This is a genomic window from Microbacterium sp. X-17 (genome assembly GCF_039615055.1).
Window position 1 is genome coordinate 693,646 of the sequence record NZ_JBDHNI010000003.1, and the last position, 23,236, is coordinate 716,881.

The 23,236-nt window shown below is 65.7% G+C and carries 20 protein-coding genes and 1 pseudogene; 3 read left to right on the forward strand and 18 right to left on the reverse strand.

Annotated elements, in window-relative coordinates:
• The 9 genes from ABCS02_RS17575 to ABCS02_RS17615 form a co-directional block, all read right to left on the reverse strand.
• Window positions 1-474 carry a MaoC/PaaZ C-terminal domain-containing protein gene (locus ABCS02_RS17575; RefSeq protein WP_345836958.1) on the reverse strand — a complete coding sequence of 158 codons (474 nt, stop codon included), beginning with the start codon at window positions 472-474 and terminating at the stop codon, window positions 1-3.
• Between the two features lie 222 nt (window positions 475-696).
• On the reverse strand, window positions 697-2,181 hold the full coding sequence (locus tag ABCS02_RS17580) for an APC family permease (RefSeq protein ID WP_345836959.1): 1,485 nt from the start codon (window positions 2,179-2,181) through the stop codon (window positions 697-699).
• A 629-nt stretch (window positions 2,182-2,810) separates the two neighbouring features.
• Window positions 2,811-4,244 (reverse strand): rhamnulokinase family protein, encoded by a 1,434-nt coding sequence (locus tag ABCS02_RS17585; RefSeq protein ID WP_345836960.1) that lies wholly within the window; start codon window positions 4,242-4,244, stop codon window positions 2,811-2,813.
• A gap of 13 nt (window positions 4,245-4,257) precedes the next feature.
• Complete coding sequence (locus ABCS02_RS17590) at window positions 4,258-6,294, reverse strand: bifunctional aldolase/short-chain dehydrogenase (protein ID WP_345836961.1); 2,037 nt, start codon at window positions 6,292-6,294, stop codon at window positions 4,258-4,260.
• Window positions 6,291-7,235, reverse strand: a complete 945-nt coding sequence (locus ABCS02_RS17595; RefSeq protein ID WP_345836962.1) for an aldo/keto reductase — start codon at window positions 7,233-7,235, stop codon at window positions 6,291-6,293. The genes ABCS02_RS17590 and ABCS02_RS17595 overlap by 4 nt, the downstream gene beginning before the upstream one ends.
• A 5-nt stretch (window positions 7,236-7,240) precedes the next feature.
• Window positions 7,241-8,404 carry an L-rhamnose isomerase gene (gene rhaI / locus ABCS02_RS17600; RefSeq protein WP_345836963.1) on the reverse strand — a complete coding sequence of 388 codons (1,164 nt, stop codon included), beginning with the start codon at window positions 8,402-8,404 and terminating at the stop codon, window positions 7,241-7,243.
• A gap of 53 nt (window positions 8,405-8,457) precedes the next feature.
• Entirely contained in the window at window positions 8,458-8,775 is a 318-nt protein-coding gene (locus tag ABCS02_RS17605) for an L-rhamnose mutarotase (RefSeq protein WP_345836964.1), read from the reverse strand.
• Between the two features lie 233 nt (window positions 8,776-9,008).
• Window positions 9,009-9,491 (reverse strand): hypothetical protein, encoded by a 483-nt coding sequence (locus ABCS02_RS17610; RefSeq protein ID WP_345836965.1) that lies wholly within the window; start codon window positions 9,489-9,491, stop codon window positions 9,009-9,011.
• 5 nt (window positions 9,492-9,496) lie between these two features.
• Window positions 9,497-9,874, reverse strand: coding sequence for a hypothetical protein (locus ABCS02_RS17615; protein WP_345836966.1), 378 nt, complete (start codon window positions 9,872-9,874; stop codon window positions 9,497-9,499).
• A gap of 36 nt (window positions 9,875-9,910) precedes the next feature.
• Between ABCS02_RS17615 and ABCS02_RS17620 the strand changes: the two genes are divergently transcribed.
• Window positions 9,911-10,240, forward strand: coding sequence for a DUF5605 domain-containing protein (locus ABCS02_RS17620; RefSeq protein WP_345836967.1), 330 nt, complete (start codon window positions 9,911-9,913; stop codon window positions 10,238-10,240).
• Between the two features lie 8 nt (window positions 10,241-10,248).
• Here the strand turns inward: ABCS02_RS17620 and ABCS02_RS17625 are convergent, their stop codons facing one another.
• The 7 genes from ABCS02_RS17625 to ABCS02_RS17655 form a co-directional block, all read right to left on the reverse strand.
• Window positions 10,249-11,328: an aldose epimerase family protein gene (locus ABCS02_RS17625; protein WP_345836968.1), complete on the reverse strand. Its 1,080-nt coding sequence runs from the start codon at window positions 11,326-11,328 to the stop codon at window positions 10,249-10,251.
• Window positions 11,328-12,296: a hypothetical protein gene (locus ABCS02_RS17630; protein WP_345836969.1), complete on the reverse strand. Its 969-nt coding sequence runs from the start codon at window positions 12,294-12,296 to the stop codon at window positions 11,328-11,330. The genes ABCS02_RS17625 and ABCS02_RS17630 overlap by 1 nt, the downstream gene beginning before the upstream one ends.
• Before the next feature lie 14 nt (window positions 12,297-12,310).
• A complete protein-coding gene (locus tag ABCS02_RS17635; protein WP_345836970.1) occupies window positions 12,311-13,117 on the reverse strand; it encodes a sugar phosphate isomerase/epimerase family protein in 807 nt (268 codons plus the stop codon).
• A 25-nt stretch (window positions 13,118-13,142) separates the two neighbouring features.
• Window positions 13,143-13,982 carry an ATP-binding cassette domain-containing protein gene (locus ABCS02_RS17640; protein ID WP_345836971.1) on the reverse strand — a complete coding sequence of 280 codons (840 nt, stop codon included), beginning with the start codon at window positions 13,980-13,982 and terminating at the stop codon, window positions 13,143-13,145.
• Window positions 13,979-15,649, reverse strand: coding sequence for a dipeptide/oligopeptide/nickel ABC transporter permease/ATP-binding protein (locus ABCS02_RS17645; protein ID WP_345836972.1), 1,671 nt, complete (start codon window positions 15,647-15,649; stop codon window positions 13,979-13,981). The genes ABCS02_RS17640 and ABCS02_RS17645 overlap by 4 nt, the downstream gene beginning before the upstream one ends.
• Before the next feature lie 68 nt (window positions 15,650-15,717).
• Window positions 15,718-18,276, reverse strand: a complete 2,559-nt coding sequence (locus ABCS02_RS17650) for an ABC transporter substrate-binding protein (protein ID WP_345836973.1) — start codon at window positions 18,274-18,276, stop codon at window positions 15,718-15,720.
• A gap of 144 nt (window positions 18,277-18,420) precedes the next feature.
• The gene (locus tag ABCS02_RS17655) at window positions 18,421-19,581 is read right to left on the reverse strand and encodes a DNA-binding transcriptional regulator (protein WP_345836974.1); all 1,161 of its coding nucleotides are present in this window, start codon (window positions 19,579-19,581) and stop codon (window positions 18,421-18,423) included.
• A 90-nt stretch (window positions 19,582-19,671) separates the two neighbouring features.
• On the opposite strand from ABCS02_RS17655, the gene ABCS02_RS17660 reads away from it, so the two are divergent.
• Entirely contained in the window at window positions 19,672-20,811 is a 1,140-nt protein-coding gene (locus ABCS02_RS17660; RefSeq protein ID WP_345836975.1) for a Gfo/Idh/MocA family oxidoreductase, read from the forward strand.
• Window positions 20,812-21,031: 220 nt separating this feature from the next.
• Here ABCS02_RS17660 and ABCS02_RS17665 read toward each other — a convergent pair whose 3' ends face one another.
• On the reverse strand, window positions 21,032-21,334 hold the full coding sequence (locus tag ABCS02_RS17665) for a hypothetical protein (RefSeq protein WP_345836976.1): 303 nt from the start codon (window positions 21,332-21,334) through the stop codon (window positions 21,032-21,034).
• Between the two features lie 453 nt (window positions 21,335-21,787).
• Here ABCS02_RS17665 and ABCS02_RS17670 point away from each other — a divergent pair, with 453 nt between their 5' ends.
• Window positions 21,788-21,991: a hypothetical protein gene (locus tag ABCS02_RS17670; RefSeq protein ID WP_345836977.1), complete on the forward strand. Its 204-nt coding sequence runs from the start codon at window positions 21,788-21,790 to the stop codon at window positions 21,989-21,991.
• A gap of 26 nt (window positions 21,992-22,017) precedes the next feature.
• On the opposite strand, the pseudogene ABCS02_RS17675 reads toward ABCS02_RS17670, so the two are convergent.
• Window positions 22,018-23,064: pseudogene (locus tag ABCS02_RS17675) on the reverse strand (IS110 family transposase).
• Window positions 23,065-23,236: the final 172 nt, after the last annotated feature.

Sequence of the window (23,236 nt, forward strand, 5' to 3'; positions counted from 1 at the left end):
CTAGGCCTGCTCCCTCTTGAACATCACAACCCACTGACCATCCTGAGCAATCTCGCCGTTCTGGGTGACAACAGCCACATCGAACGTGACGACGCCTCGGTCCGGCTTCGACGAAGACGGTTTCAGCGATGCGACCACTTGACGGACGTGGATGGTGTCGCCGATGCGGACAGCCCCCTTGAGATTCCACGTCATACCGAGGAACGCGATCGCGGTGCCCTCTTTGATGCCGAGCCGTGACTCCAGTCCAGTGGCGATAGCGAATACACCCGGACCGTGGAAGATTCGTCCGCCGAACTGCGTCGCCTTGGCGAACTCTTCATCGGTGTGCAGAGGGTTGTAGTCTCCGGAGATCCCAGCGAACAACACAAGGTCCGCTTCAGTGATCGTGCGAGCTGGACTCTCCCAGGTCTGCCCGACGGTGAATTCGTCGAAGTACATCCCCCGCTGCCGGGTCTGCTCTGCCACGTCCATGCGTAATTCCTTTCGAGCTTAGCGCCGACGCAAGATCATCGGCTTATAGCAATCTTCCGGATCGTGAGCGCTGCCGCTATTGGTGAATTACCAACAATCTCTTGCTGCTGTCGGCTTGCGCACCTTGCGGGCTCTCTTCTCCCTGTATCCAACGCACCAACACCTGTGGGAGGGCAGTCTCGCGTGATTGCCCTCCCATAGGTTTTCGTAGCTGCTTCGGTCCTACTGGGCAGGATCCGGAACCAGGTCCCCAGCATCGTCGCGACCGATTCGCGCGTAGACGGCCGGCCGTCGCACTCGGTATACGGCTGCTAGGACAACGCCGCCAACGATGAGACCCCAGATGAGCACAAGCACGAAGAATGTCGCCCACCCACTGGTGCCGGCCAGGATGTCGAAGTTCGTTGTCGCGATCACAAGCGCGAGGGTCAGGAAGATGCACGCCACCGCGGTCCCAACTGCCTGCCAGATGGCCTTCTTCTGCGAGGTGTCGCGGAACAGGAACACTGCGATGGCGAGCGCGGCGATCACGAGGAGGATTACGAAGCAGTAGGAGTAGACGCCCGAAAGTCGCGCGTACGCGGTGTTGCCGTCAATCTGGAGTACTGCGAAAGCGACAAGGCCGATGAGGGACGCAATGCTGACCGCGAGTGAGGCGCGGTGTGGGGAGCCGTGACGAGAGTGGACCTGGCTCAGCGAGCGCGGCAGCACACCGTCGGCGCTGAGGTTGTAGAGATATCGCGATGTGATGTTATGGCTTGCCAGCACTAGCGCGAACGAACTGGTAATTAGGAGGACGTCCGCGGTAAAGTACGCGACCTGGCCCGTGTAGTGCTGAACACTGGCGCTGGAAGCACCCACGAGATTCTTGTTCAGCACCTCCATGATCGCCTCGCCACCATAGGAGTTGATGAACACCCAGGCGGTCAGCGCATAGAGGAGCGCCAGGGTAATGACGACCGCGAACGTTGCCCGCGGGATTGTACGAGAGGGCTTCTTGACCTCATCACGGAAGATCACTGTCGCTTCGAACCCACCGTAGAGTCCCACGCCGAAGATGAAGCCAACCGTCAGGGAGCCGGAGAAGATGTTGGACGGCTTGAAGCTGTCGAGGTTGAATCCGTGTGCGCCGCCCTGCGCGATGACCGAGATGTCGTATGCGATGAGCAGTACGAGCTCTAGGGCGAGGAAGACGGTGAGGACGCGTGCAGAGAAGCTGATGTTGAGGTAACCGAGAACTGTGACAACCAGGAACATGATGGCTGAATAGATCCACCACGGGATGCTGGGACCGTCAAGGGCTCCGTGTACCAGCGAGTCGACCGCCACGCCCCCCAGCGCGTAAGCCGAGAGGTTGGCGGCGTAGTAGCAGACCATCGCGGCAAAGCCGGTACCGAGACCCGGGATCTTGCCGAGACCGGCCGAGACAAAAGTGTAAAACCCACCAGGCTTGGGTAGACGCAGACCCATCGCAACCAGGCCAGCCGCAAAGAGGAGCGCAATGACACCGCAGAAGAGGTACATCGCCGGGGTGCCTACACCATTGCCGAGGAGGATGGTGACCGGGATGAAACCTAGGAAGACCACCATCGGGCCGTTATAAGCCAGGACGGTGAAGACAAGGTTGAAGAAGCCGATACTTCCTTTGAGCCCTGCGGCGGGGGCATCCGCCGTTGTCGTCGGCTCCTCCGAACCAGTTCTGATCATGTTCGGGTTCTCCTGTCGGTTGGCACGTGATCGTGCTGATCTGCTGTTTCGCAGTGCGTAACGCACGGCTGCAGGGCGGGCAGCCAGTCCTCATCGTCGAGGGCCTGTGATGCCGTTGACGTTAGAGAAGCTGCGGAATCCCAGCCATTGGCGATTCTCCAAATCACGCGGTAGCGGTTTGGCCACTCGACAAGTGGAAAGCAGATACTGCCTGAATGGGCGACGCGATTCCCATGCTCTTCGTGGTGCGACGCGACAAGTGGGCCCCTGCCACCGAGTGGGCCCATCGCGTCGTCCCTCGACTACTGTCAACGGATTCGGCAAGCCCGCAATGTTCCGGGAGCACCCAGATCGCTTCAATCGAGCACTTCGAGAGTTCCTGGACTCGATCACGCTAGCTGACGCATTGCCAACCTTCGGCGAGTGAGGCCTCGCGTCAGTTTCGTCGAATCCGTCGAAACGAACATTGGATCGGCGGCGATACACCCCGGCGAGAATGACTCCGGCAGCGATCGCTCCGTAGATCACTGTGAGCACGACTCCCGTCCTCCAAGCTACGATCGGCCGCCGGAACGACAAGCACAACCGTCAACACGGCGCCTCCGCGGGCGATTCCACGAATCGGTTCCCTATCGTGGGTCGAACGGAATGATGTGAGCGTTGCGCGCAACGAGAGCACGAAGGGTCTCCAGGTCACCAGACACCAGCCCTGCCGACCGCGCCTGCACGAGCGCGTTTCCCAGCGCCGTCGCCTCCACCGGGCCTGCGAGAACGGGAAGCCCGGAGCGGTCTGCCGTCGCTTGACACAGCAGAGCGTTGCGCGCCCCGCCGCCCACGATGTGGATGGTCTCCACCGGCACGCCGGATAGCTCGGCGGCGCGGCCTACTGTGTCCGCGAACGCCTGCGCGAGGCTCTCGATGATCACGCGGACGGTCCCAGCCGGGCTTGCCGGGCCGCGCATCCTGCGCTCGACAAACCACGCCGAAATGCGCGACGGCAGGTCGCCCGGTGCCAGAAACCGCGGGTCCTCGGGGTCGAACAACTCGGCGGGCCGAGGTAGCTCTGCCGCCTCCGCGAGCAGGCCCTCCAGCGTGACCTGGAGCCCGCGGCGCTGCCACTCGCGCAAGGACTCGCTGAGAAGCCACAGGCCCATCACGTTGTGCAAGTACCGGATGCGGCCATCGACGCCGCCCTCATTGGTGAAATTCGCCGCCCGGGACTCGTCGGTCAGGACGCGACGCTCAAGCTCCACGCCGACGAGACCCCAGGTGCCGCACGAGATGTAGGCGGCGCGGGACGCGTCCATCGGCACAGCGACGACCGCCGACGCGGTGTCGTGCGAACCGACCGCGGTCACTGCAGGGCCGGCACCGGCGAACGGCAAATTAAGTGAGGGAAGTAAGCCGGCGATTGGCGTTCCAGGTGAAATCGTCGATGGAAACGCCTGCCAAGGAAGGCCCAACTTGTCGATCAGCGCCTCATTCCATGTTCCCGCTGCGGTGAGCAGCCCGGTGGTGGACGCATTGGTCCTCTCGGCGTGCTGCCTGCCGGTCAACCAATAGGCGAACAGATCGGGAATCAATAGAAATCGTGTGGCTTCGCCCAACTCTCCGCTGGCAAGGTCCGCGGCGAGCTGGTAGAGCGAGTTGAACGGGAGGAACTGGAGGCCGCCCTCGCGGTACAGCACCTCCGCTGCCACCTGGGCGTGCACGAGCTCGACGCCCTGCGCGCTGCGCTCGTCGCGGTAGTGGTACGGCTCACCGAGCAGGCGGCCGTCGCGCAGCAGGCCGTAGTCGACGGCCCACGCGTCCACGCCGACGCTCCGGAGGCCGGGATCGGCGTCGGCGACCGCGCGGAGGCCGTCGAGCACGTGGGCGTAGAGCCCGGTGACGTCCCAGTGCAAAGCGTCGCGACCGCCCTCCTGCACCCGGACGGGCCCGTTCGGGAAGCGCACCGCCTCGGTCAGCTCCAGGGTGTTCGCGCCGACGCGGGCGTGCATGACGCGCCCGCTGGTCGCCCCGAGGTCGACCGCGGCGACCGTGCCCGCCCGCACCGCGTTCATCGCAGGGTCCCGTTCATCGCAGGAACGCAGCCGCGACGCCCGCGTCGACGGGGATGTGGAGTCCGGTGGTGTGGTCGAGGTCACTGGAGGTGAGCACCGCGACCGCGTTGGCGACGTGCTCCGGCAGCACCTCGCGCTTGAGCAGGGTGCGCTGGGCGTAGTACTTGCCCAGCTCCTCCTCGGGCACGCCGTAGACCGCGGCGCGCTTGGCGCCCCAGCCGCCGGCGAAGATGCCGGAGCCGCGGACGACGCCGTCGGGGTTGATGCCGTTGACCTTCACGCCGTAGTCGCCGAGCTCGGCGGCGAGCAGCCGCACCTGGTGGGCCTGGTCGGCCTTGGTCGCCGAGTACGCGATGTTGTTGGGGCCGGCGAAGACCGAGTTCTTGGAGGAGATGTAGACGATGTCGCCGCCGAGACCCTGCTCGATGAGCACCTTCGCCGCCGCCTTGGAGACCAGGAACGACCCCTTGGCCATGACGTCGTGCTGCAGGTCCCAGTCGGCCTCGGTGGTCTCCAGCAGCGGCTTGGAGATGGACAGGCCGGCGTTGTTGACGATCAGGTCGAGGCCGCCGAACTGCAGCAGCGCCTCCTGGATGCCGGCCAGGATGTCGGCCTCGCTGGTGACGTTCGCCGCCACCCCGATCGCGACGTCCGTGCCGCCGAGCTCGGCCGCCGCCTCCTGCGCCTTCGCCAGGTCGAGGTCGGCGACGACCACGCACGCGCCCTCGGCCGCGAGCCGGGTCGCGATGGCCTTGCCGATCCCGGAGGCCGCTCCCGTGACGAGCGCGATCCGGCCGGCGTGCGACTTCGGCTTCGGCATGCGCTGCAGCTTGGCCTCCTCCAGCGACCAGTACTCGATGTCAAACTTCTCCGCGTCCGAGATCGGCGCGTAGGTGGAGAGCGCCTCCGCGCCGCGCATCACGTTGATCGCGTTGATGTAGAACTCGCCCGCAACCCGCGCGGTCTGCTTGTCCTTGCCGTAGGAGAACATCCCGACGCCCGGGATGAGCACGATCGCCGGGTCGGCGCCGCGCATCGCCGGGGACTCCGGGGTCGCGTACTGCTCGTAGTAGGCGGTGTACTCGGCCCGGTACTGCTCGTGCAGCTCCGTCAGCCGGGCGATCGAGTCCTCGACGGAGGCGTCGGCCGGGAGGTCGAGGATGAGCGGCTTGACCTTGGTGCGCAGGAAGTGGTCCGGGCAGGAGGTGCCGAGCGCGCCGAGCCGGGTGTGCTCGGAGGACGCGAGGAAGTCGAGCACCACGTCGTCGTCGGTGAACGAGCCGACCTGCGGCTTGTCCGTCGACGCCAGCCCACGGATCGTCGGCGCCAGCGCAGCCGCCTTGGCCTTCCGCTCGGCGAGGGCGAGCGGCTCGTTCGCCGCGATGCGCGGCCCGAACGGCTCAGGCCGCCCGTGCGCCGCGATGTAGTCGGCGGCGGTCTGGATGATCCACAGCGAGTTGGCCTCGGCCTCCTCACTGGTGTCGCCCCACGCGGTGATGCCGTGACCGCCGAGGATGCAGCCGATCGCTGACGGGTTCGCCGCCTTGATCGCGGCGATGTCGAGCCCGAGCTGGAAGCCGGGACGGCGCCACGGCACCCACACCACGCGACCTCCGAAGATCGTCGACGTCAGCGCCTCACCATCGGCGGCGGTCGCGATCGCGATGCCGGAGTCCGGGTGCAGGTGGTCCACGTGCGCCGCATCCACCAGGCCGTGCATGGCCGTGTCGATCGACGGCGCAGCGCCGCCCTTGCCGTGCAGCGTGTAATCGAACGCCGCGACCATCTCATCCTCGCGGTCCACACCGGGATAGACGTTCTGGAGGGCGCGCAGCCGGTCCAGGCGCAGCACCGCGAGGCCCGCCTCCTTCAGCGTGCCGAGGTCGCCACCGGAGCCCTTCACCCACAGCAGCTCCACCGGCTCCCCGGTCACCGGGTCGGTCTCCGTGCCCTTGGCGGAGGTGTTGCCGCCGGCGTAGTTCGTGTTCCTCGGGTCGGCGCCGAGGCGGTTCGACCGGGCCAGGAGGGCCGCGACAGTCGGGTTGGTCACGATGTCTCCATTCGTCGTGCGGTATCTGCCTTTTCGGTGGCAATACGGATCCGTGGGGTTGCTGCGAGTAGTTCGGTTGAAAGGCGAACCAGGTCTTGGGCTGTCAGCGCCAAGTCGGCAGCGCGCGCGCTATCGGCCACCGATTCGGGACGGGACGCGCCCACGATCGGCAACACATCAGGCCGGCACGCCAGCAGCCACGCGATGGTTACCCGCTGTGGAGAGACCGATAATCTGGCGGCCACCTCTGCGAGTTTCGGGAATCGTCCAGCGCGGAGACCGGCCATGACGCCGGAAAGCGGCGAATACCCGAGGTAGACGATTCCATGCGAGGCGCAGTGCTCAGCCATGCCATCCTTGGGCGCCTCGGTCGCGGGGAAGCGGTTCTCCACCGCCGCGACCGTCGCTACGTCTTGGACGGACTCGAGCTGCTCGATGGTCACGTTCGAAAGACCAATGTGAGCGACTTTTCCTTCAGAGCGCAGCTGGTTGAGCTCGCCCACGCTCTCAGCCAGAGGAACCGTAGGGTCCGGGTGGTGGAGAAAGTAGAGTTCGATTCGTTCGCGGCGCAGACGTCGGAGGCTGCGCTCACAGTCGGCGCGGATCGCCTCTGGCGAACCGTCGATTCCCCATGTCGACTTGTCGATCCGGAAGTGGCCACCCTTGGTTGCGATGACCACGTCCTCGCGACTCCCGAGCGCTTCGGCGAACAGTCCTTCATTGTGCGCTTCTGCGTCGACGGTGGTGTACGCGCGGGCCGTATCGAACAAGACGATTCCGCCGTCCGCGGCAGCCCGTATCGCCGTTATCGAAACGCAGTCGTCACGTTCGGCAGACAGCGACATTCCAGCTCCGCCGAGTGCGATGGAACCCACCGGCCGGCCACCAAGGAGATGTCCCGGCCCACGCGGCGGCGAGTCTGCTGACTCAATACCGACCATCGGTCTTACGCCCCCCACCCGGCCTGCGTGCCGCCGACCCGCTCGGTCTCGATCTTCTGCTGGTATCCGGAGGCCTTGTACGCCGCCATCGGGTCGGCCGGGAGGCCGCGCGACTCACGCCAGGCGGCCAGGTCGGCACGCACATCCGTGTTGAACGCGTCCATGAACACCGTGTTCGCGGCCAGCACGTCACCGGCGGCCTGCGCAGAGGCCAGCGCCTCCGTGTCGACCAGCAGCGCCTTGGCGGTGGCCTCCTGGACGTTGAGCACCGAGCGGATCTGACCCGGGATCTTCGCCTCCAGGTTGTGGCACTGGTCGAGCATGAACGCCACGTCCGGGTTGGCGTAACCGCCACCGCGGATGACCTCGAACACGATCCGGAACAGCTGGAACGGGTCCGCCGCGCCCACGATCAGGTCGTCGTCCGCGTAGAACCGGCTGTTGAAATCGAACGAACCGAGCTTCCCCAGCCGCAGCAGCTGCATGACGATGAACTCGATGTTCGTGCCCGGCGCGTGGTGGCCGGTGTCCAGGCACACCACCGCACGCTCGCCCAACGCCGCGGTCTGCACGTAGCTGGTGCCCCAATCCGGAACATCCGTGTGATAGAACGCCGGCTCGAAGAACTTGTACTCCAGCACCAACCGCTGGCCCGCACCGATCCGCTCGTAGATCTTCGCCAGCGAGTCCGCCAGCCGATCCTGCCGGGCCCGCATCGAGTCCTGACCCGGATAGTTCGTGCCGTCCGCGAGCCAGATCTTCAGATCGCGCGACCCTGTCTCGTTCATGATGTCGATGCACTCGAAGTGGTGATCGATCGCCTTCTGCCGGATCCGGTCGTCCCAGTGCGTCACCGACCCGAACTTGTAGTCGTCGTCCTGGAACGTGTTCGAGTTCACCGTTCCGAGCTCGACGCCGTTGTCCTCCGCGTGCTTCTTGAGGTCGGCGTACGAGTCCACCTTGTCCCACGGGATGTGCAGGGCGACCGACGGCGCGAGCCCGGTGTGCTTGTTCACCCGCGCCGCGTCCGAGATCTTCTCGAACGGGTCACGCGCCGTGCCCGGAGTGCCGAACACCCGGAAACGCGTGCCCGAGTTGCCGAACGCCCACGAGGGGAGCTCGATCGCCTGCAGCGCCAGCTGCGAACGGATGTCGTCGGTGAGGGTCATGGTCTCCCTTTCGTGATTGTCCTGGATGCTCGTGGGGTCGCCCGAGGGCGGTGCTACGGAAGGTGGAAGTACTCGGTCAGCCGCTTCATCGTGCTGTCCGGAGCCGTCTCGTCCGCGAAGAAGCCGGCCATCGTGGCCTGCCAGCGCGCGTTGACCTCGCGCTCGTTCATCGCGGCGATCGCGCCCTCGAAGTCGTCGGTCTCCAGGATCCCGACCACGAGCGCTTCCTCCCGGTCGACGAAGAGGGAGTAGTTCCCCCAGCCGGTCTCGCGCAGTGCGTCGAGCATCTCCGGCCAGACGGCCTCGTGCGCGGCCAGGTAGTCTGCGACCCGCTCCGGCTTCAGCCGCATCGTGAAGCACACCCGTTCCACGTCAACTCCCTCGTCGTCTGTGTCTGCATTTATGAATCGATTCAAACTGAATCGATTCAAATGATAACACAGTGAATCGCCCGCATGTTGTGGGGCCCAATCTCAGCCCTCGGAGACGCGTATCGTTCGGCAGGTGGTCGCCGGGAGGCCTTTACGTCCGCCGGGCACTGTCGATCTCCGTCCAAGCAATTCCCCCTACGGAAGTCAGACAGGCCGGCAAGGGCGTCACTGGCTCAGCGGAGAGCGTGGGATTTTGTGAAGCCAAAGCTGAGTGGAGCCTCGAGCGGCACCGTGCCTGATGGCTCGTCCGTCGGCCTGGCGGTCGATCGTAGTTCACTCCCACGGGCTGCGTGCCGGGTCGGCGCGTCGATACCGAGCAGGGTCGCGGCAAGCCGGTTCCCGTTGCTCATGCCTCCCTCGACAACCGTCCATGACGCGGTGAGCGCAATGGCGACAAACTGGGCGGCGTCCTTGGGGAGGGTCTTGCGGGACAGGAAGGTGGTAGGCCATTCGCGGCGGACGATCTCGGCGGAGGCCCATGCCTTGTTGTTCGCGATCAGGGTTCGACGTTCCTCCTTCTGCTCGTCACTCATGGGCCCGGCGGTTCCGGTGGCGGTGGCCTTCTTGAACCCGTGGGTCTTGGGGTCGGTGACGAAGTACGCCACGTCGACCTCGCCGGCGTAGTGAGAGCGCACGTGCGCGAACTTTTCCTCCACCTCGGTCAGGTCGTCAACGGTGACGGGGTGCCGTCGGCGGTAAGGAGGTCGCCGATGTTGATGTGCTCTTTGTCCCAGTACTCCTCCGGCCGGTTGTCCAGGATCGTGAACCCAGCGTCGGTGAGGCGTTGCTGTTCGGCGGTGACGAGTTCGGCGCGGGCGTGGTTGTCGCGTTGCCGTTGCAGTTCGTGAGCGAACTGGTCGGGCTGGTTCTCGGCGGTGTCGACGCTCAGTGTCGAAGCCGGTCGTGATCGACGAGATGGGATACGACGGCGACATCCAACAAGGGTGGGGAAGTCTTCCCGCCGAGGAGCTGGTGATCCGGTTCTGGCAGGTGACCAGGCGGGGCCGGCTTCGCGACGCACGGTGAGACGATCAGGCACGACGACGAGGGGATCTTCTGGGCGAAAGGCGGTACGTTGGAGGGAGAGAGCCCAGCCAGGATCGGGTTCCTCCGCGAACTCGTCGCGGCGTCGCTCAGCGGGCGCGTGGACGCATTGCCCTCCCAGTTCGACGCGGTGTGGGGAGGTGTCGCCGGTGAGTTTGTGCTGATCCACTTCGGACGCGACCGTCCGGTAATCCGAGACATCGCCGTCCCCGAGGGCTTCGTTGCGCAACTGGCGGTGATCGACGGCTGGAACATGACGATCGACGAGGTACCGGGCGCCCATACGGGCACGATGCGCGTCGACCTGCCTGGACGCCAGCACGTCGTGGTGCGGATGTTGCTGCAGCCGGTGGCCGAGTAGCGGTTCGTTCAGTCGTCGAATGTGCAGAACCTCATCCGGGTGCTCGACGTGAACCGTTTCCCGACACCCAGAACGGTCGACGGGAAGGCGGGTCGGTTGGGGCTGTCGGGGAAATGCTGCGGTTCCACCGCGATCCCCGAGCGCCGGCCGTAGGCGCGACCGCCGTGTCCGAGGAAGCGACCGTCGAGCGCGTTTCCGGAGTAGAGCTGCACGGCGGGCTCCGAAGTCGCGAACTTGAGGGTGCGCCCGCTTCCAGGATGTTGGATCGTCACTGCAGGCCGCAGCCGTTCAGCGTCCTGCGGAGGGCGCAGAACGTAGCTGTGGTCGATTCCCCCCGCTCGCTCCAGTTGCAGGTGGTTCTGACCCAGTCGCTCGTCCAACGGACCGAGCTGTCGGAAGTCGAACGGCGATCCGGCCACCGGCTCGAGGGTCCCGATCGGGATCAACTGATCGTCGACTGGCAGGTAGCTGTCGGCGTCGATCCGCAGGAGGTGTCCGGCCGCGGACTCCGCCTCGTCGCCCGCGAGATTCCAGTAGCTGTGATTGGTCGGGTTGAGAACCGTGCGGGCGTCGGACTCCGCACGAGTTTCCAGTGTGAGATCCCCATCGATGAGCGTAAACTCCACCGTCACCCGGACCGTCCCGGGGAAACCCCCCTCGCCGGCTGGTGACGTGTACTCCAAGCGCACACCGTCATCGAGCGGCGTCGCGCTCCATAGCCGTCCGTCGAAGCCTTCGGCGCCACCGTGAAGGAGGTGGGGGCCCTCGTTAGCCTGTGGGCGGTATTCGACGCCATCCAAGGAGAACCGGGACTGGGCGATGCGATTCGCGTACCGACCGATCGTCGCACCGAAGTAGGGGTTGTGACGCCGATACTCGTCGCGGAGGTAGTCGGCCAGCCGGGGGAACCCGAGGGCGATCTCGGAGCTGACACCGCTCCGATCCGGCGCCCTGACGGACTGAATGCAGGCTCCCCACTCCATCACCGACACCGTGACGCCCCGGTCGGCGTCGTGCATGGTCCATAGCCGAACGAGTCGACCATCCGGGGTCTCGCCGAACGGACGAGCCGTCACCGTGGACGCCATCAGACCGTCGGCACCTCGAAGCGATCACGTGCGAGGAGCGGCTGCGTCCACAAGATGGAACCGTCCCCATTGAGCGCTTCGACCCGCAGGTAGGTCTCATCACCTTGGAGTCGGTAGCTCCCCGTACGACCACGCTCCGTCGCACGGACAACTCCTCCGTCGGAGATAAAGCGGTACTCGGCTTCGCCGGCGCGCTGATACGGCAAGTCGGCCTCCACCTGGAGGACTTCGCCGTCGAACGACCAGCCGTACAGGCGCATGCCGCGACTGGCGACGACGGCGCCCGCGACCACGGCGGACTTGAACGCTGGGAAGTCGTCCGTCGCCGAGAGGACGTCGGTCCACCCGACATTCATCTCCCAGCCATTGTGCGAGTCGTCGGTGGCGAAACCCCACAGGAGCCGGCCGGAGCTCAAGGCCTCGTCCCAGTAGTCGGTCGCGAGGCTGAGGCCGAAGGGCACCCCCGCCATCTCCCGACGCGAGAGGCACCCCGTGTAGATCTCGACGCCGACGACGCCGGTGAGGGTGCGCGACATCTCCTTGGTGAGCAGCACGGGGATGCCGGGCAGCTCGCTCAGCGCGGGATTCTGGTTGGGGTGGCAGATGATCGCGAAGCCGCCCTCGGCGTTCGTCTCGTCGATCACATCCTGCGGTTCGCCGCGATGGCCTCGCTTGATCCCGACCAGGAGGATCCCGTCGTAGTCGACGTACTCCTCGCCGTTGAACGAGCGGATGCCCACCAGCTCGTCGAGATGCGAGGTGTCGAGCATGTCGTTGTGCATCGCGTGAGCGACGACGTCGAAGCCCGCCGCCTTGTAGTCCCAGAAGAAGTCGTCCATGCCCTCCATCGAGTAGGTGAAGGAACCGCGCGCGGGGTCACCGCGCAGGTTGTGCATGTGGAACTGCGATTTCAGCCATCGCCGGTCATCGCCGCCGAAGCCCGCGTAGGGGTTGTAGTACTCGGTCATCAGATTGCTCCTCCTCAGAGTCCGTAGCGCCGCACGAAGTCGCGGCTGATGGTGGCGCACTCGAGCGGCGTTCGGCCGCGGCTCGGGCCGAGGTTGCCGTTCTGTTCGATGACGATCCATCCCTCGTAGCCGCCGCCGGCGATGAGCTGGGCGATGCCGTCCCAGTCGGCGTATCCCTCGCCGAGCGGAGTGTTCAAGTCCGTCTCATCGTTGAAGTCCTTGAACTCCAGGTACTCGAGCGTTCCCCACCGGCGGGTAAGGAAGTCGAGCGCGCGTTCGGCGGGCGGCAGTTCCGGGAAGTCCTTCGTCGCGTGCCCGACATCGAGCATCACGTGACGGTGCGCGGGCTCGATCCCGTCGAAGATCGCCTCCACCTGCGCCATGGTCTCGCCGACTCCGCCCGTGTGGTTGTGGTAGTAGACCTTGAGTCCTCGGGAGTCACCCACACCCGCTCGCTCATCGAGGATCTCGATGGCCTTGGGAATGGTCAGCGTCGTATCGAAGTCGGTGCAGGCCAGATGCTCCGCGCCGAGTGCGCTCATGAAGTCCATGAGCTTCTCCGCCCACTCCTGCGTGTCGTCGAGCAGCCCGGTCACTGCCGCCAGTTGCAGACCCCGTGCGTCGAGCAGGCGCCCGAAGTCGTCCGGACGGTCGATGAAGTCCTTGATCTGGAAGCCGAACACGGCGACGCCGTCGTAGCCGGCTTCGACGACCTCGTCGAGCCAGCCGGGGATGGCGTCGCCCATCGGAATCGTCCAACTGATCGCGTGTGCCGCGAACCGGATCTGCTTTGCGATCTCAGGGGGAACGGTGATGGTCATCGTCGTCGTCTCTCTTCTGGCGGCTTCACGCCGCGTCGATGGCGCGGAACTGCTCTCGCCGCGCCGCCTGTCGCTCGGGGTCCGGCACCGGGGCGGCGAGCATGAGCCGCTGGGTGTACGGATCTCGTGGGTCTGTGGTCACTTGCCGCGCGGTCCCCTCTTCCACGGTGCGCCCTTGATTCATCACGACGACGCGATGGCTGATGTGGCGGACCAAAGAGATGTCGTGCGTCACGAACAGATAGGCGACGCCGGTGCGGTTCTGGATCTCCATGAAGAGATCGAGCACAGTCGCCTGATTGGACAGGTCGAGTCCGCTCACCGGCTCATCGCAGACCACCAATCGGGGTTCCCTCGAGAGCGCTCGCGCGATGGCCACCCGCTGGCGCTGGCCCCCCGAGAATTCGTTGGGGTAGCGGTCCCCGGCGTCACTCGGCAGATGCACCTGGTCGAGGAGCGTCTGCACGCGCCGACGCGCGTCTGCGGAGGAGATTCCCGCAACCCGAAGGGGCTCGGTGAGGATCTCGAACACCGTCATGGCCGGGTTGAGGGAGCTGTACGGATCCTGGAAGACCACCTGGATGTCGCTGCTCAGCGCGCGGCGATCGTGCTTCGCGAGGTGCGAGATGTCGCGTCCGTCGAATGCCACGCGGCCCGAGGTCACCGGCGCGAGCCCCAGGATGGCGCGACCGAGCGTCGTCTTGCCCGAGCCGGACTCGCCGACGATCCCCAGCGTCTCGCCGCGAGCGACCTGGATCGACACCTCATGCAGAGCACGGAATGGCGGCCGTCGCAGACCGCGGCCCGGGTATTCGACGACCAGGTCGTCCACGCGGAGCAGCGGCTCCCGGTCGGTGACGCTCATCCGGCGAGCTCCTCTCGGAATGGCGAGTCGGCGAGACTCGAGTCCAACAGCAGGCGCGTGTACGCGTGCTGGGGGTCGGCGAACAACTGTCGGACCGGGGCGCTCTCGACGATCGTCCCATCCCGCATGACCACCACACGGTCGCAGATGTCAGCGACCACGCCGAAGTCATGGGTGACGATCATCATCGCCATGCCGCGCTCCGCCTGGAGGGATCGGAGCAGCTGCAGGACTTCGGCCTGCACGGTGACGTCGAGGGCGGTGGTCGGCTCGTCGGCGATCACCAGGTCGGGATCGCACGAGACCGCCCCCGCGATCAGCACGCGCTGTGCCATCCCGCCCGACAACTCGTGCGGGTAGGAGCGGAACACCCGCTCGGGCTCGCGGATGCCGACGCGCGCGAGCAGCTCGAGCGATCGGCGACGAGCTTCGGTGCGCGAAATGTGAAGATGCCGGCGGATCGGCTCGACGAGCTGGGAACCGATCGTGAACGCCGGGTCGAGGTTCGACATCGGCTCCTGAGGGATGTAGCCGATCCGTTTGCCCCGCAGTCGATTGACGGCCGCGTCGTCGATGGTCTGGAGGTCGGAGCCGTCGAACAGGATGCGAGCCGCCCTGCGCCGTGCGGCGGCTGGGAGCAAGCCCATGATGGCGAAGGCCGTCTGCGACTTGCCGGATCCGGTCTCGCCGACGATGCCGAGCACTTCTCCTGCCATGACGGCGAAACCGACGCCGGCGACGACGTTCCGGTCGCCGTAGCTGACGCGGAGGTCTTCGACCTCGAGAATGGCTCCCTCGATCGGGGGCATGGCCGACCCTCCATTCGTCACCTCGATGTCGCCGGCCCGTGACGGACGGACGCTCTGGCGCCCCCGGCCCTGGTATCGGTCGCGCACCGCGTTGCCGAGCAGGGAGGTGCAGATCACGGTGATGACGATGGCCGCAGACGGCCAGACCAGCAGAAGCGGATCGGCGTAGATATTCGGGAAGGCGTCGTTGAGCATCCCACCCCAGCTGGGCTTGCTCGCGGAGCCCAACCCCAGGAACTCGAGACCCGCCTGGATGACTACTCCGACCCCGAGCAGCTGCGACGCCTGGATGATGAGCGGCGCGATCGACACGCGGAGGATGTGACGCCGGACGATCCTTCCCTCGCTCAGGCCCGCCACGCGTGCCGCATCGACGTACAGCTCCTCGCGCACGGCCGTGACGGACGCGCGCACGATGCGGAACACACTGGGCGCGATGAGCACACCGAAGACGACCATCGCGATGTAGATGTTGTTGCCCACGGCGACCAGGACGACGAGCAGGAGCACGATCGCCGGGATCGCCATGATCAGGTTGAAGACCCAGTTCGACACCCCGTCGAACCAGCCCCGGAAGTAGCCGGCGATGAGTCCGAGAGGCGCTCCGATGGCGATGGCGACCGCGACCGTGATGAGTGCACCGAGGAGGCTCGCCTGGCCGCCGTAGAGCAGTCGTGCGAGCACGTCACGTCCGACGCCGTCGCCGCCGAGAGGGTGCGCGGCCGACGGGGGGATGAGGATGTCGCCGGTCGATGAGCGGATCGGGCTCGCTGAGGTGATGAGCGGCGCCGCGACGCAGACGACCACGATGAGCGCGAGCACCGCGGCGTTGGCGACGATCACCGGATCGGAGAGCATCCGACGAAGGGTGCCCGGTCGGGGTTGTTTCACGCCGATTGGAACGGCGCTTGTCGAGTCGGGAATGGTCACGCGGCACGCACCTTCGGATTGAGCCAGGCATAGGCGAGATCGAGGACGAGGTTGATGATCACGATGACGAGCACCAGGATGGCGACCACGCCCATCACGATCGGGACATCTCCTTGGCCTGCGCCCCCTTGGATGGCCGATCCGAGGCCCATGAGTCCGAACACCTTCTCGACGACCACGGTGCCGCCGATCAGCCCGATGCACTGCAGGCCCAGTACGGTGACCGCCGGCGGGGACGCGCTGCGCAGGGCGTGACGGAGGTACAGGCTGGCGCTGCTGATCCCGCGGCTGCGAAGTGTTCGGACGTAGTCGGACTGCAGCACGTCGACCATCGACCCCCGCACCTGCTGGCTCGTTCCCGCGATCACCTGAGCGGCGAGGGCGAGAGTCGGCAGGGTGATGGACGCGAGCCAGAGCGCGGGCGATTGGGCGATCGGGACGTAGCCGACGGCGGGGAACCATCCCAGCTGCACGGCGAAGAACAGGGCGAGGAAGAGGGCGAGTACGAACCCCGGTAGCGCGAAGCCGAGCAGCGAGACCGCCTGGAGCACCCGATCGACCCAACCCCCGCGAACCGCCGCGAACACCCCGAGCGCGATGCTGATCACGGCGGAGAGCAGGATGGCGGCGATGACGAGCGAGAATGTGACGGGCGCCTTGTTCTGCAGCAGCACGCCGACCGCATCCCCCGTGAACCAGGAGCGTCCGAAGTCGCCGTGCAGGGCGTTCACCACCCACTCGACGTACCGCACCAGCACGGGTTGGTCGAGGCCGAGTTCGACCTCCTTGGCGTGAACGACCGATGCCGGTGCCGAGGTGCCGACGATGGTCCGCGCGACGGTGTCTTCGTTGAGACTCATCAGCAAGAAGGTGAGCAGAGTCACGACGAGTGCGAGAACAATCGCACCGACGACGCGGCGGAACAGAAACCAGAGCATGGGGAGGACCTCGACGGTTCGTCGGGGCCCGCCCGGGCGGGGCCCCCGCACAAATAAAGTGGGGGGACGGTAGTTGTACAGCGGCGGGCGCTTCGAGTACGCCTGCGGCGTCACGGTGACGTCGCTGGTCGTAGCGTAGGTGAGGATCGCCGCCGCGATCGGCGCGGACCACGCCGTCTTGACCAGGTACTCGTTCAGCTCCTTGTACAGCGCGAGCTGTTTGTCACCGGTCGCCACCTGTATCTGCGAGATCAGGTCGGTGACCGTCGGGTCCTCGTAGTGGAAGGGGTTCCAGGGCGAGGTCGGACGTAACTGGTAGCCGATCAGATCCCACGGTCGGTTGTCGTCGTACGGCTGCCAGCCCATCGGGTACTTTCCCTGGAGCGTGCTGGCGTACAGCTTGTCCGGCGGGAGGGTGTCCGGGACCACCTTGATCCCGACATCCGCCAGGTTCTGGTTGATCTCGGTGAGCGGCGCCGGCGCGACGGCGGCCCAGTCCGGCATCGTGATGCTGAAGCCGTTCGGGTATCCGGCATCGGCAAGCAGCTTCTTTGCCTTCGCCGGGTCGTACGGGTACGTCGAGTCCAGCCTCGGATCGTAGATTCCGTTGTCCTTCGAGATCGCGAACATCTGCTCGGTCGGAGTCGCCAGCGTTCCGTATTCGGCCTTGACGATCGCCGCGCGGTTGAGCGCGTAGTTGATCGCCTGCCGGACGCGGACATCCTTCAGCTGCGGAGCGATGGTCCCGTTCTTGTCGTAGAAGTACAGCGCCTCGAGGTCGCCGTTCGCCCAGGTGATGGTGTTGAATTTGCTGGCCTTCGCGACCGCTGCATCTTTGACGCCGTCGATCGTGCCGCCTTGGATCTGCTTGGTCCGCAGCGCGTTGAGCACGGCAGTCGGGTCAGCAAGCACGGTCAACACGACCTTGTCGAACGGGAAGTCCTTGGTGTTCCAGTAGGTCTTGTTCCGCACGTAGGTATAGGTCGTCCCCGCGGTCGTCGCGGCCTTGTCGAGTGTGTACGGACCCGATCCTGCTGGCGTGTCTTTCAGTGTCTTCGCCGTGATGCCCGCGGGATTGGCGATCATGCCGGCTTGGTTGCCGAGATTGGCGAGCAACGAGGGATCGGGGGCAGACAATGTGATCTGCACCTCCTCGGCACTCGCGGCGTGGATGCTCTTCACTGACGCCAGTTGTGTGGCCGTGGTCGAGGTGCCCGATTTCGTGTGCTCCAGGCTCTCCTTGACGGCATTTGCATCGAGCTTGGACCCGTCGCTGAACTTCACGTCGGTCCGCAGGTCGATGGTCAGACTGGTCAGCGACTTGTCGTAGCTCCACTTGGTCGCCAGGTTCGGCGTCGGCTCGCCCTTGGGGTTGAGCCGGAACAGCGTGTCGTAGACCGGCTGCATGTACTGCTCGAAGTAGCCGGGCTGCGATTCGGCCGGGTCGAAGCCGAGGCTCGGCCCAGGAGTGGAGAGCGTCAGCGTCTTGGACCCGCCGCTTGGGGAATCGGTGCCGCCGGATGCGCAACCTGCGAGGGTTGCGACCACGACGAACGCAGCGGTCAGTGCCGCCGCCATGCGGACCGGGGAACCGGACCGCCAGGTGCTGTGGCGCATATCAGTAGCCTCCTTTGCCTACCTTCGACCGGCGTTCTCACCGATCGCGGCGCGGGCGCCGATGTCCGGGCCTGCGGTGTCGTCAAAAGTAACCAGGCCCTACCAGTACCTCCATGAACTATCTCGCTGCATCCCTTCGTTTTATTACTCGGTCGGGCCTCCCCTGGCAGCACGTCGGTATTCCCCGGGAGCGCGACCGGTGTATCGCTTGAAGGCGACGCCCATGTACTCGGCGTGCGGGAATCCCAGGCGCTCCGCGAGCTGAGGGAGGGTGGCATCGGTCTCAGCGAGGAGCTGCGCGAGCCTCTCCATCCGCACCTGCGTGATCTCGCTGTGCACCGTGTGGCCGATGAGCTTGAGAAACCGGATGTCGAGGGCGCGGCGCGCGAGTCCCGCGTGACGCTCGACGAGGGAGACCGAGACCGGCTGCTCCGCGCGCTCCCTGATGAATCGCAGAGCGCGGACGACGACCGGATCGTCGACCGCAAGAATATCCGTCGACTGTCGCGTCACAATTCCCATCGGCGGCACGAGGTGCAGCTCGCCGGGTACCGGCGCACCCGCCATCATCTCGTCGAGCAGCGACGCGGCGAAGTATCCCGTCCGGGACGCATCGGATTGAATGCTGGACAGTGGTGGACTGGTCAGATTGCAGATGAGATCGTCGTTATCGACGCCGAGCACCGCTACCTCGTCGGGGACGTCCACCCCGGCTATGGCGCAGGCCTCGAGGACCGACTGGCCTGCGATGTCGTAGCACGCCAGGATGCCGATGGGCTTCGGCAGGTCGGCCACCCATCGCGCCAACGCGGCGCGGTCGTCGGCGATCGTGCCACTCGGCGCGAGGTCGTACTCGTGCGCGACGACGCCACGCTCGGCCAAGCAGAGTCGAAACCACTCACGTCGCTTGATGGACCAGGCGAACCGCTCGTCGCCGCAGTACGCGAAGTGGCGCAGGCCTCGCGAGGCAAGGTGGTCGACGGCACCCCTCGCGATCTGTTCATCGTCGGTCTCCACGCAGGGCAGCTCGGGGAGTAGACGTGCCGCGCTCAGGTCGACGGCGGGCAGATCTAGCCGGCGGACCTGGTCGGCGATCTGACGGTTCTCGATTCGCGCGATGATGCCGTCTCCCCGCCATCCCTCCAACCAGGAGAGGTCGGTGTCCTGACGACTGTGCTCGCCGAGGTAGATCGACCAGCCCGGGTGGTCGATCAGATAGCGCCGGATCCCTCCGAGCAGTCCACGCGCGTAAGCGTTCGACGTTTCGATGAGGAGGGCGACTTGTCGTTCGCGCATCGCAGGCATGCACTAAATCTAAGCCTCACAGCGAGATAGTTCATGGAGGTGCCGGCGGGCGATGGTTAGCGTTGAGGCTCGCTACGAAGGAGGGCTTCAATGGGGCAGCGAGTGCGAGTCGCGATCGTGGGATTGGGTTTCGGCGCCGAATTCATCCCGATCTACCAGCGGCATCCCGACGCGGAACTGGTCGCGATCTGCCGCCGCGATCGCGGCGGTGTCGACGAGGTCGGTGACGCGTTCGGCATCGAGAAGCGCTACACCTCGTATGAGGAGGTCCTCGCCGATCCCGACGTGGATGCGATCCACATCAACACGCCGATCCCAGAGCACGCGCAGCAGTCGATTGCCGCCCTCCGAGCGGGCAAGCATGTGGCGTGCACCGTACCCATGGCCACCAGCCTCGAGGACTGCAAGGCGATCATCGATGCCGCCCGCACCGCCGGAAAGAACTACATGATGATGGAGACGGTCGTGTACTCGCGGGAGTTCCTGTACGCACAGGAGCTCGCGAGGTCCGGAGCGCTGGGCCGCATTCAGTTCCTGCGCGGTTCCCACCAGCAGGAGATGGGCGGGTGGCCCGGCTACTGGGAAGGCCTTCCGCCGATGCATTACGCGACGCACGCCGTGAGCCCGTTGCTGACTCTCGCGGGGCACTCCGCCGCCGCGGTGTCGTGTGTCGGATCCGGGCGCATCGACGAGGCGCTGATCGGCCGGTACGGTTCGCCGTTTGCCATCGAATCGGCCCACCTGCGTCTGCACGACTCGGATCTCGCGGCCGAAGTCACCCGATCCCTGTTCAACACCGCTCGCGAGTACCGCGAGAGCTTCGACGTCTACGGTTCACTCAAGTCGTTCGAGTGGGAGCAGACGCAGGATGCCGGCTTCGTCGTGTTCACCGGGGAGACTCCGGAACGTGTCGAAATCCCGGACTTCGCAGATCGACTCCCCGAGGAGATCCGGTCGTTCACCACACACGGGGTGTACGACGAGGAGAACGCGCATCTGTCGTTTGTGCAGGGCAGTGGGCACGGCGGATCCCACCCGCACCTGGTGCACGAGTTCGTCTCGAGCATCGTCGAAGGGCGACACGCTGCGATCGACGAGGTGACTGCTGCCAACTGGACGGGCGTTGGAATCGCGGCGCACGAATCCGCAATGCAACAGGGCGCGTGGGTGGAGCTTCCGGCCTACACCCTGAGGCATAGAGGTCTCGCGGTTCAACAGAGAGGACGCTAGCGACCATCTGACAAGCGTAGACACGGAAGCGTCTCGTTATCCCTTGACACCGCCCGATAGTCCGGAGAAGCTACAGCCTCAGCGAAGTCGAACAGATCGCGACTGGTTGGACGACCATAGAGACGGAAGAAATCGGTCCTTCAGCCACCGCCGAACCGGGCGCGGGAGGCTGAGCCGCACACGGAAGCGGACCCGTGCTGGGTCCGCTTCCCTTGTGCGTTCAGGACAGTTCGCGCGCCGGTGACCCAAGCCTCAAGGCCCCGATCACCGGGCCGCCCCGCTGGGCGACCCGGTTGAAAGCTAGGAAGGGCACGCCTGCGGTCTCGGCCGTGATTGCCGCAAGCCGGCCGATCGGCGTGCGTGGGTCCGCGGCGATCGCCCATCCATCGACGGCGTATCTGCTTACGGTCTCCACACACTCCCTCTTCTCCTCCGCCGAAGGGCTGGCCGAGCCAACCACCCCGATCAGGCCGCCTTGCACTTCCGGACCCATGTTGCTCGCATCGATGATGAATAGTCGCATCCTGATCACTCCCCTGGTTGATCGACCCTTCTATGGGCCGGTGTCAAATTGGTCTGCCGAGCCGGCGTGACCAGGCGGGGCGCTTTGCTGTCCTGCTCCTGATCGTTTTTCTTGCCGTTCCGGCACAAAGATCGAGAGCGGGCGGAGGCAGCGCAGTGCCCGGAGGGAGTGGTTGCTAAGCGCAGGGAGCGCAGCGAGTGGAGTCTGCAAAAAGCGCGCGAAGGGAACGGAGCTGGTGGAGCTCGCTATGATCGGCTGCCGGATCGGAAAGAAAACCAAGGGGAACAGCACGCCGGAGGCGTTCCATCCGACAAAGACGGCGCCGCCTCCGTGCGGCTCCAGTGCCTTGGCCGCTTCGGAGACAGCGACCGCTGTGCCCAATTCGCCGACCACGCGGATGAGAAGGCATTCAGGGAGCTAGTGGCGACGCTTCACGTGGATCATCCTGTGGGCATGAGTGGGACAGCCGACAACAACGCGTTCTTGGCCAGGGCGGACGACAGCGGGGCGTCGCTGTTGACGCTGCACTTCTCTCAGCAGGAGCGCATCGAGATCCTGCGACTGGCTGCTGCGCTTAAGACGACGCCCGAACAACTGATCCGACAGATCATCCGCAGACATCTTCCTCACGATGTCGCCTGGAACAGACGGAACTGATCACACCCTGGCCGTGAGCGCAGCGGTCACGGCACTACGGCGTTCAGATGACGGAACAGTTGCCGGGCGATGTAGCGCTTCAGGCCGCGTCGAATCTCGCGTTTGCTCTTGCCTTCGGCCAGCCGCCTGGCCAGATAGTCGCGGGTTGGAGGATCACAACTCAACCGGACCCGAGCGATGACATCCAACGCCCGGTTCACCTGCCGATCGCCATGCCGATTCAAACGATGCCGGGTCGTGTTCCCGCTCTAGGCCCCCAGCGGAGACGCTCCGGCCAGAGCGGCGAACGCCGCCTCGCTGCGGACACGCCCCTGATGCGAATACGCGGTGACCAGGATCGCGCCGGTGACAGCACCAACTCCGAGCAACTGCTGCAACCCGGGCGCAAGCTCCTGAACATGCCCGGCCAACGCCGCCTGATTCTCAGCCAGCTGCGCGGAGAGCGCTTGGACCGAGACCGCCAGCCGACGCGCTTCCTGTCGGATCGTGACCATCGCGGCGTCCTCGGCTGAGCGCTGCCGCCAGCCGGCGACCTCCTTCACCTGGGTGTCAGTGAGTGGCTTGCGAACGTCGATGCCGAGATCGAAGCTGCGCAGCAAGGCGGTCAGCGCGTTCCGCTCTGCGGTGCGCCGGCTGTCCATCGCCTCCCGTGCGACCAGCAGCACTCGCAGCGCCGCGCGGAGTCCGTCCGATCGCGGGGTCGTCAGCCGTTCGACATCTGAGGCCAGAGCGGTCCGGGCTGCTGCGATCGCGTCGATCTCGTCCGATTTGCCGCGGCCAGCACGAGCGGCCCGCTTCCGCGGTCGGACGTCGCAAACGTCGACGCCAGCGGCGATCAGGGCTAGCCGGAGGCCCGAACCATAGGAACTCGCGCCCTCGATTGCGACCAGGACGCGACCCTGAGCGCACCGTCGCATCCAAGCCAGTGCTCGGCCGAGCCCGTTCGCCGTTGTCGGGAAGGTTGCCGCGTCGAGTCGGCGTCCGGTCCCTGCTTCCAGAACGGCATAGGTGTGTGTTCGTGCACGCGTGTCGACGCCGACGACATGGTCATAGTGATCAGCCACGGAGCTCACTCCGATGGTCCCCTTCCGGTTGGCCAACAGTGCAGTTCGTCGGTCTGGAGGTGTTTCGAGGCGGAACTCTTATAAGCCACACGAGCCGGTTCGCCGGTCGCGGACGACCTTCTATCAAGCCATCGGAACAGACAAACCGACGCCCAGCTCAGCGCGCGGACAGATCGATCGA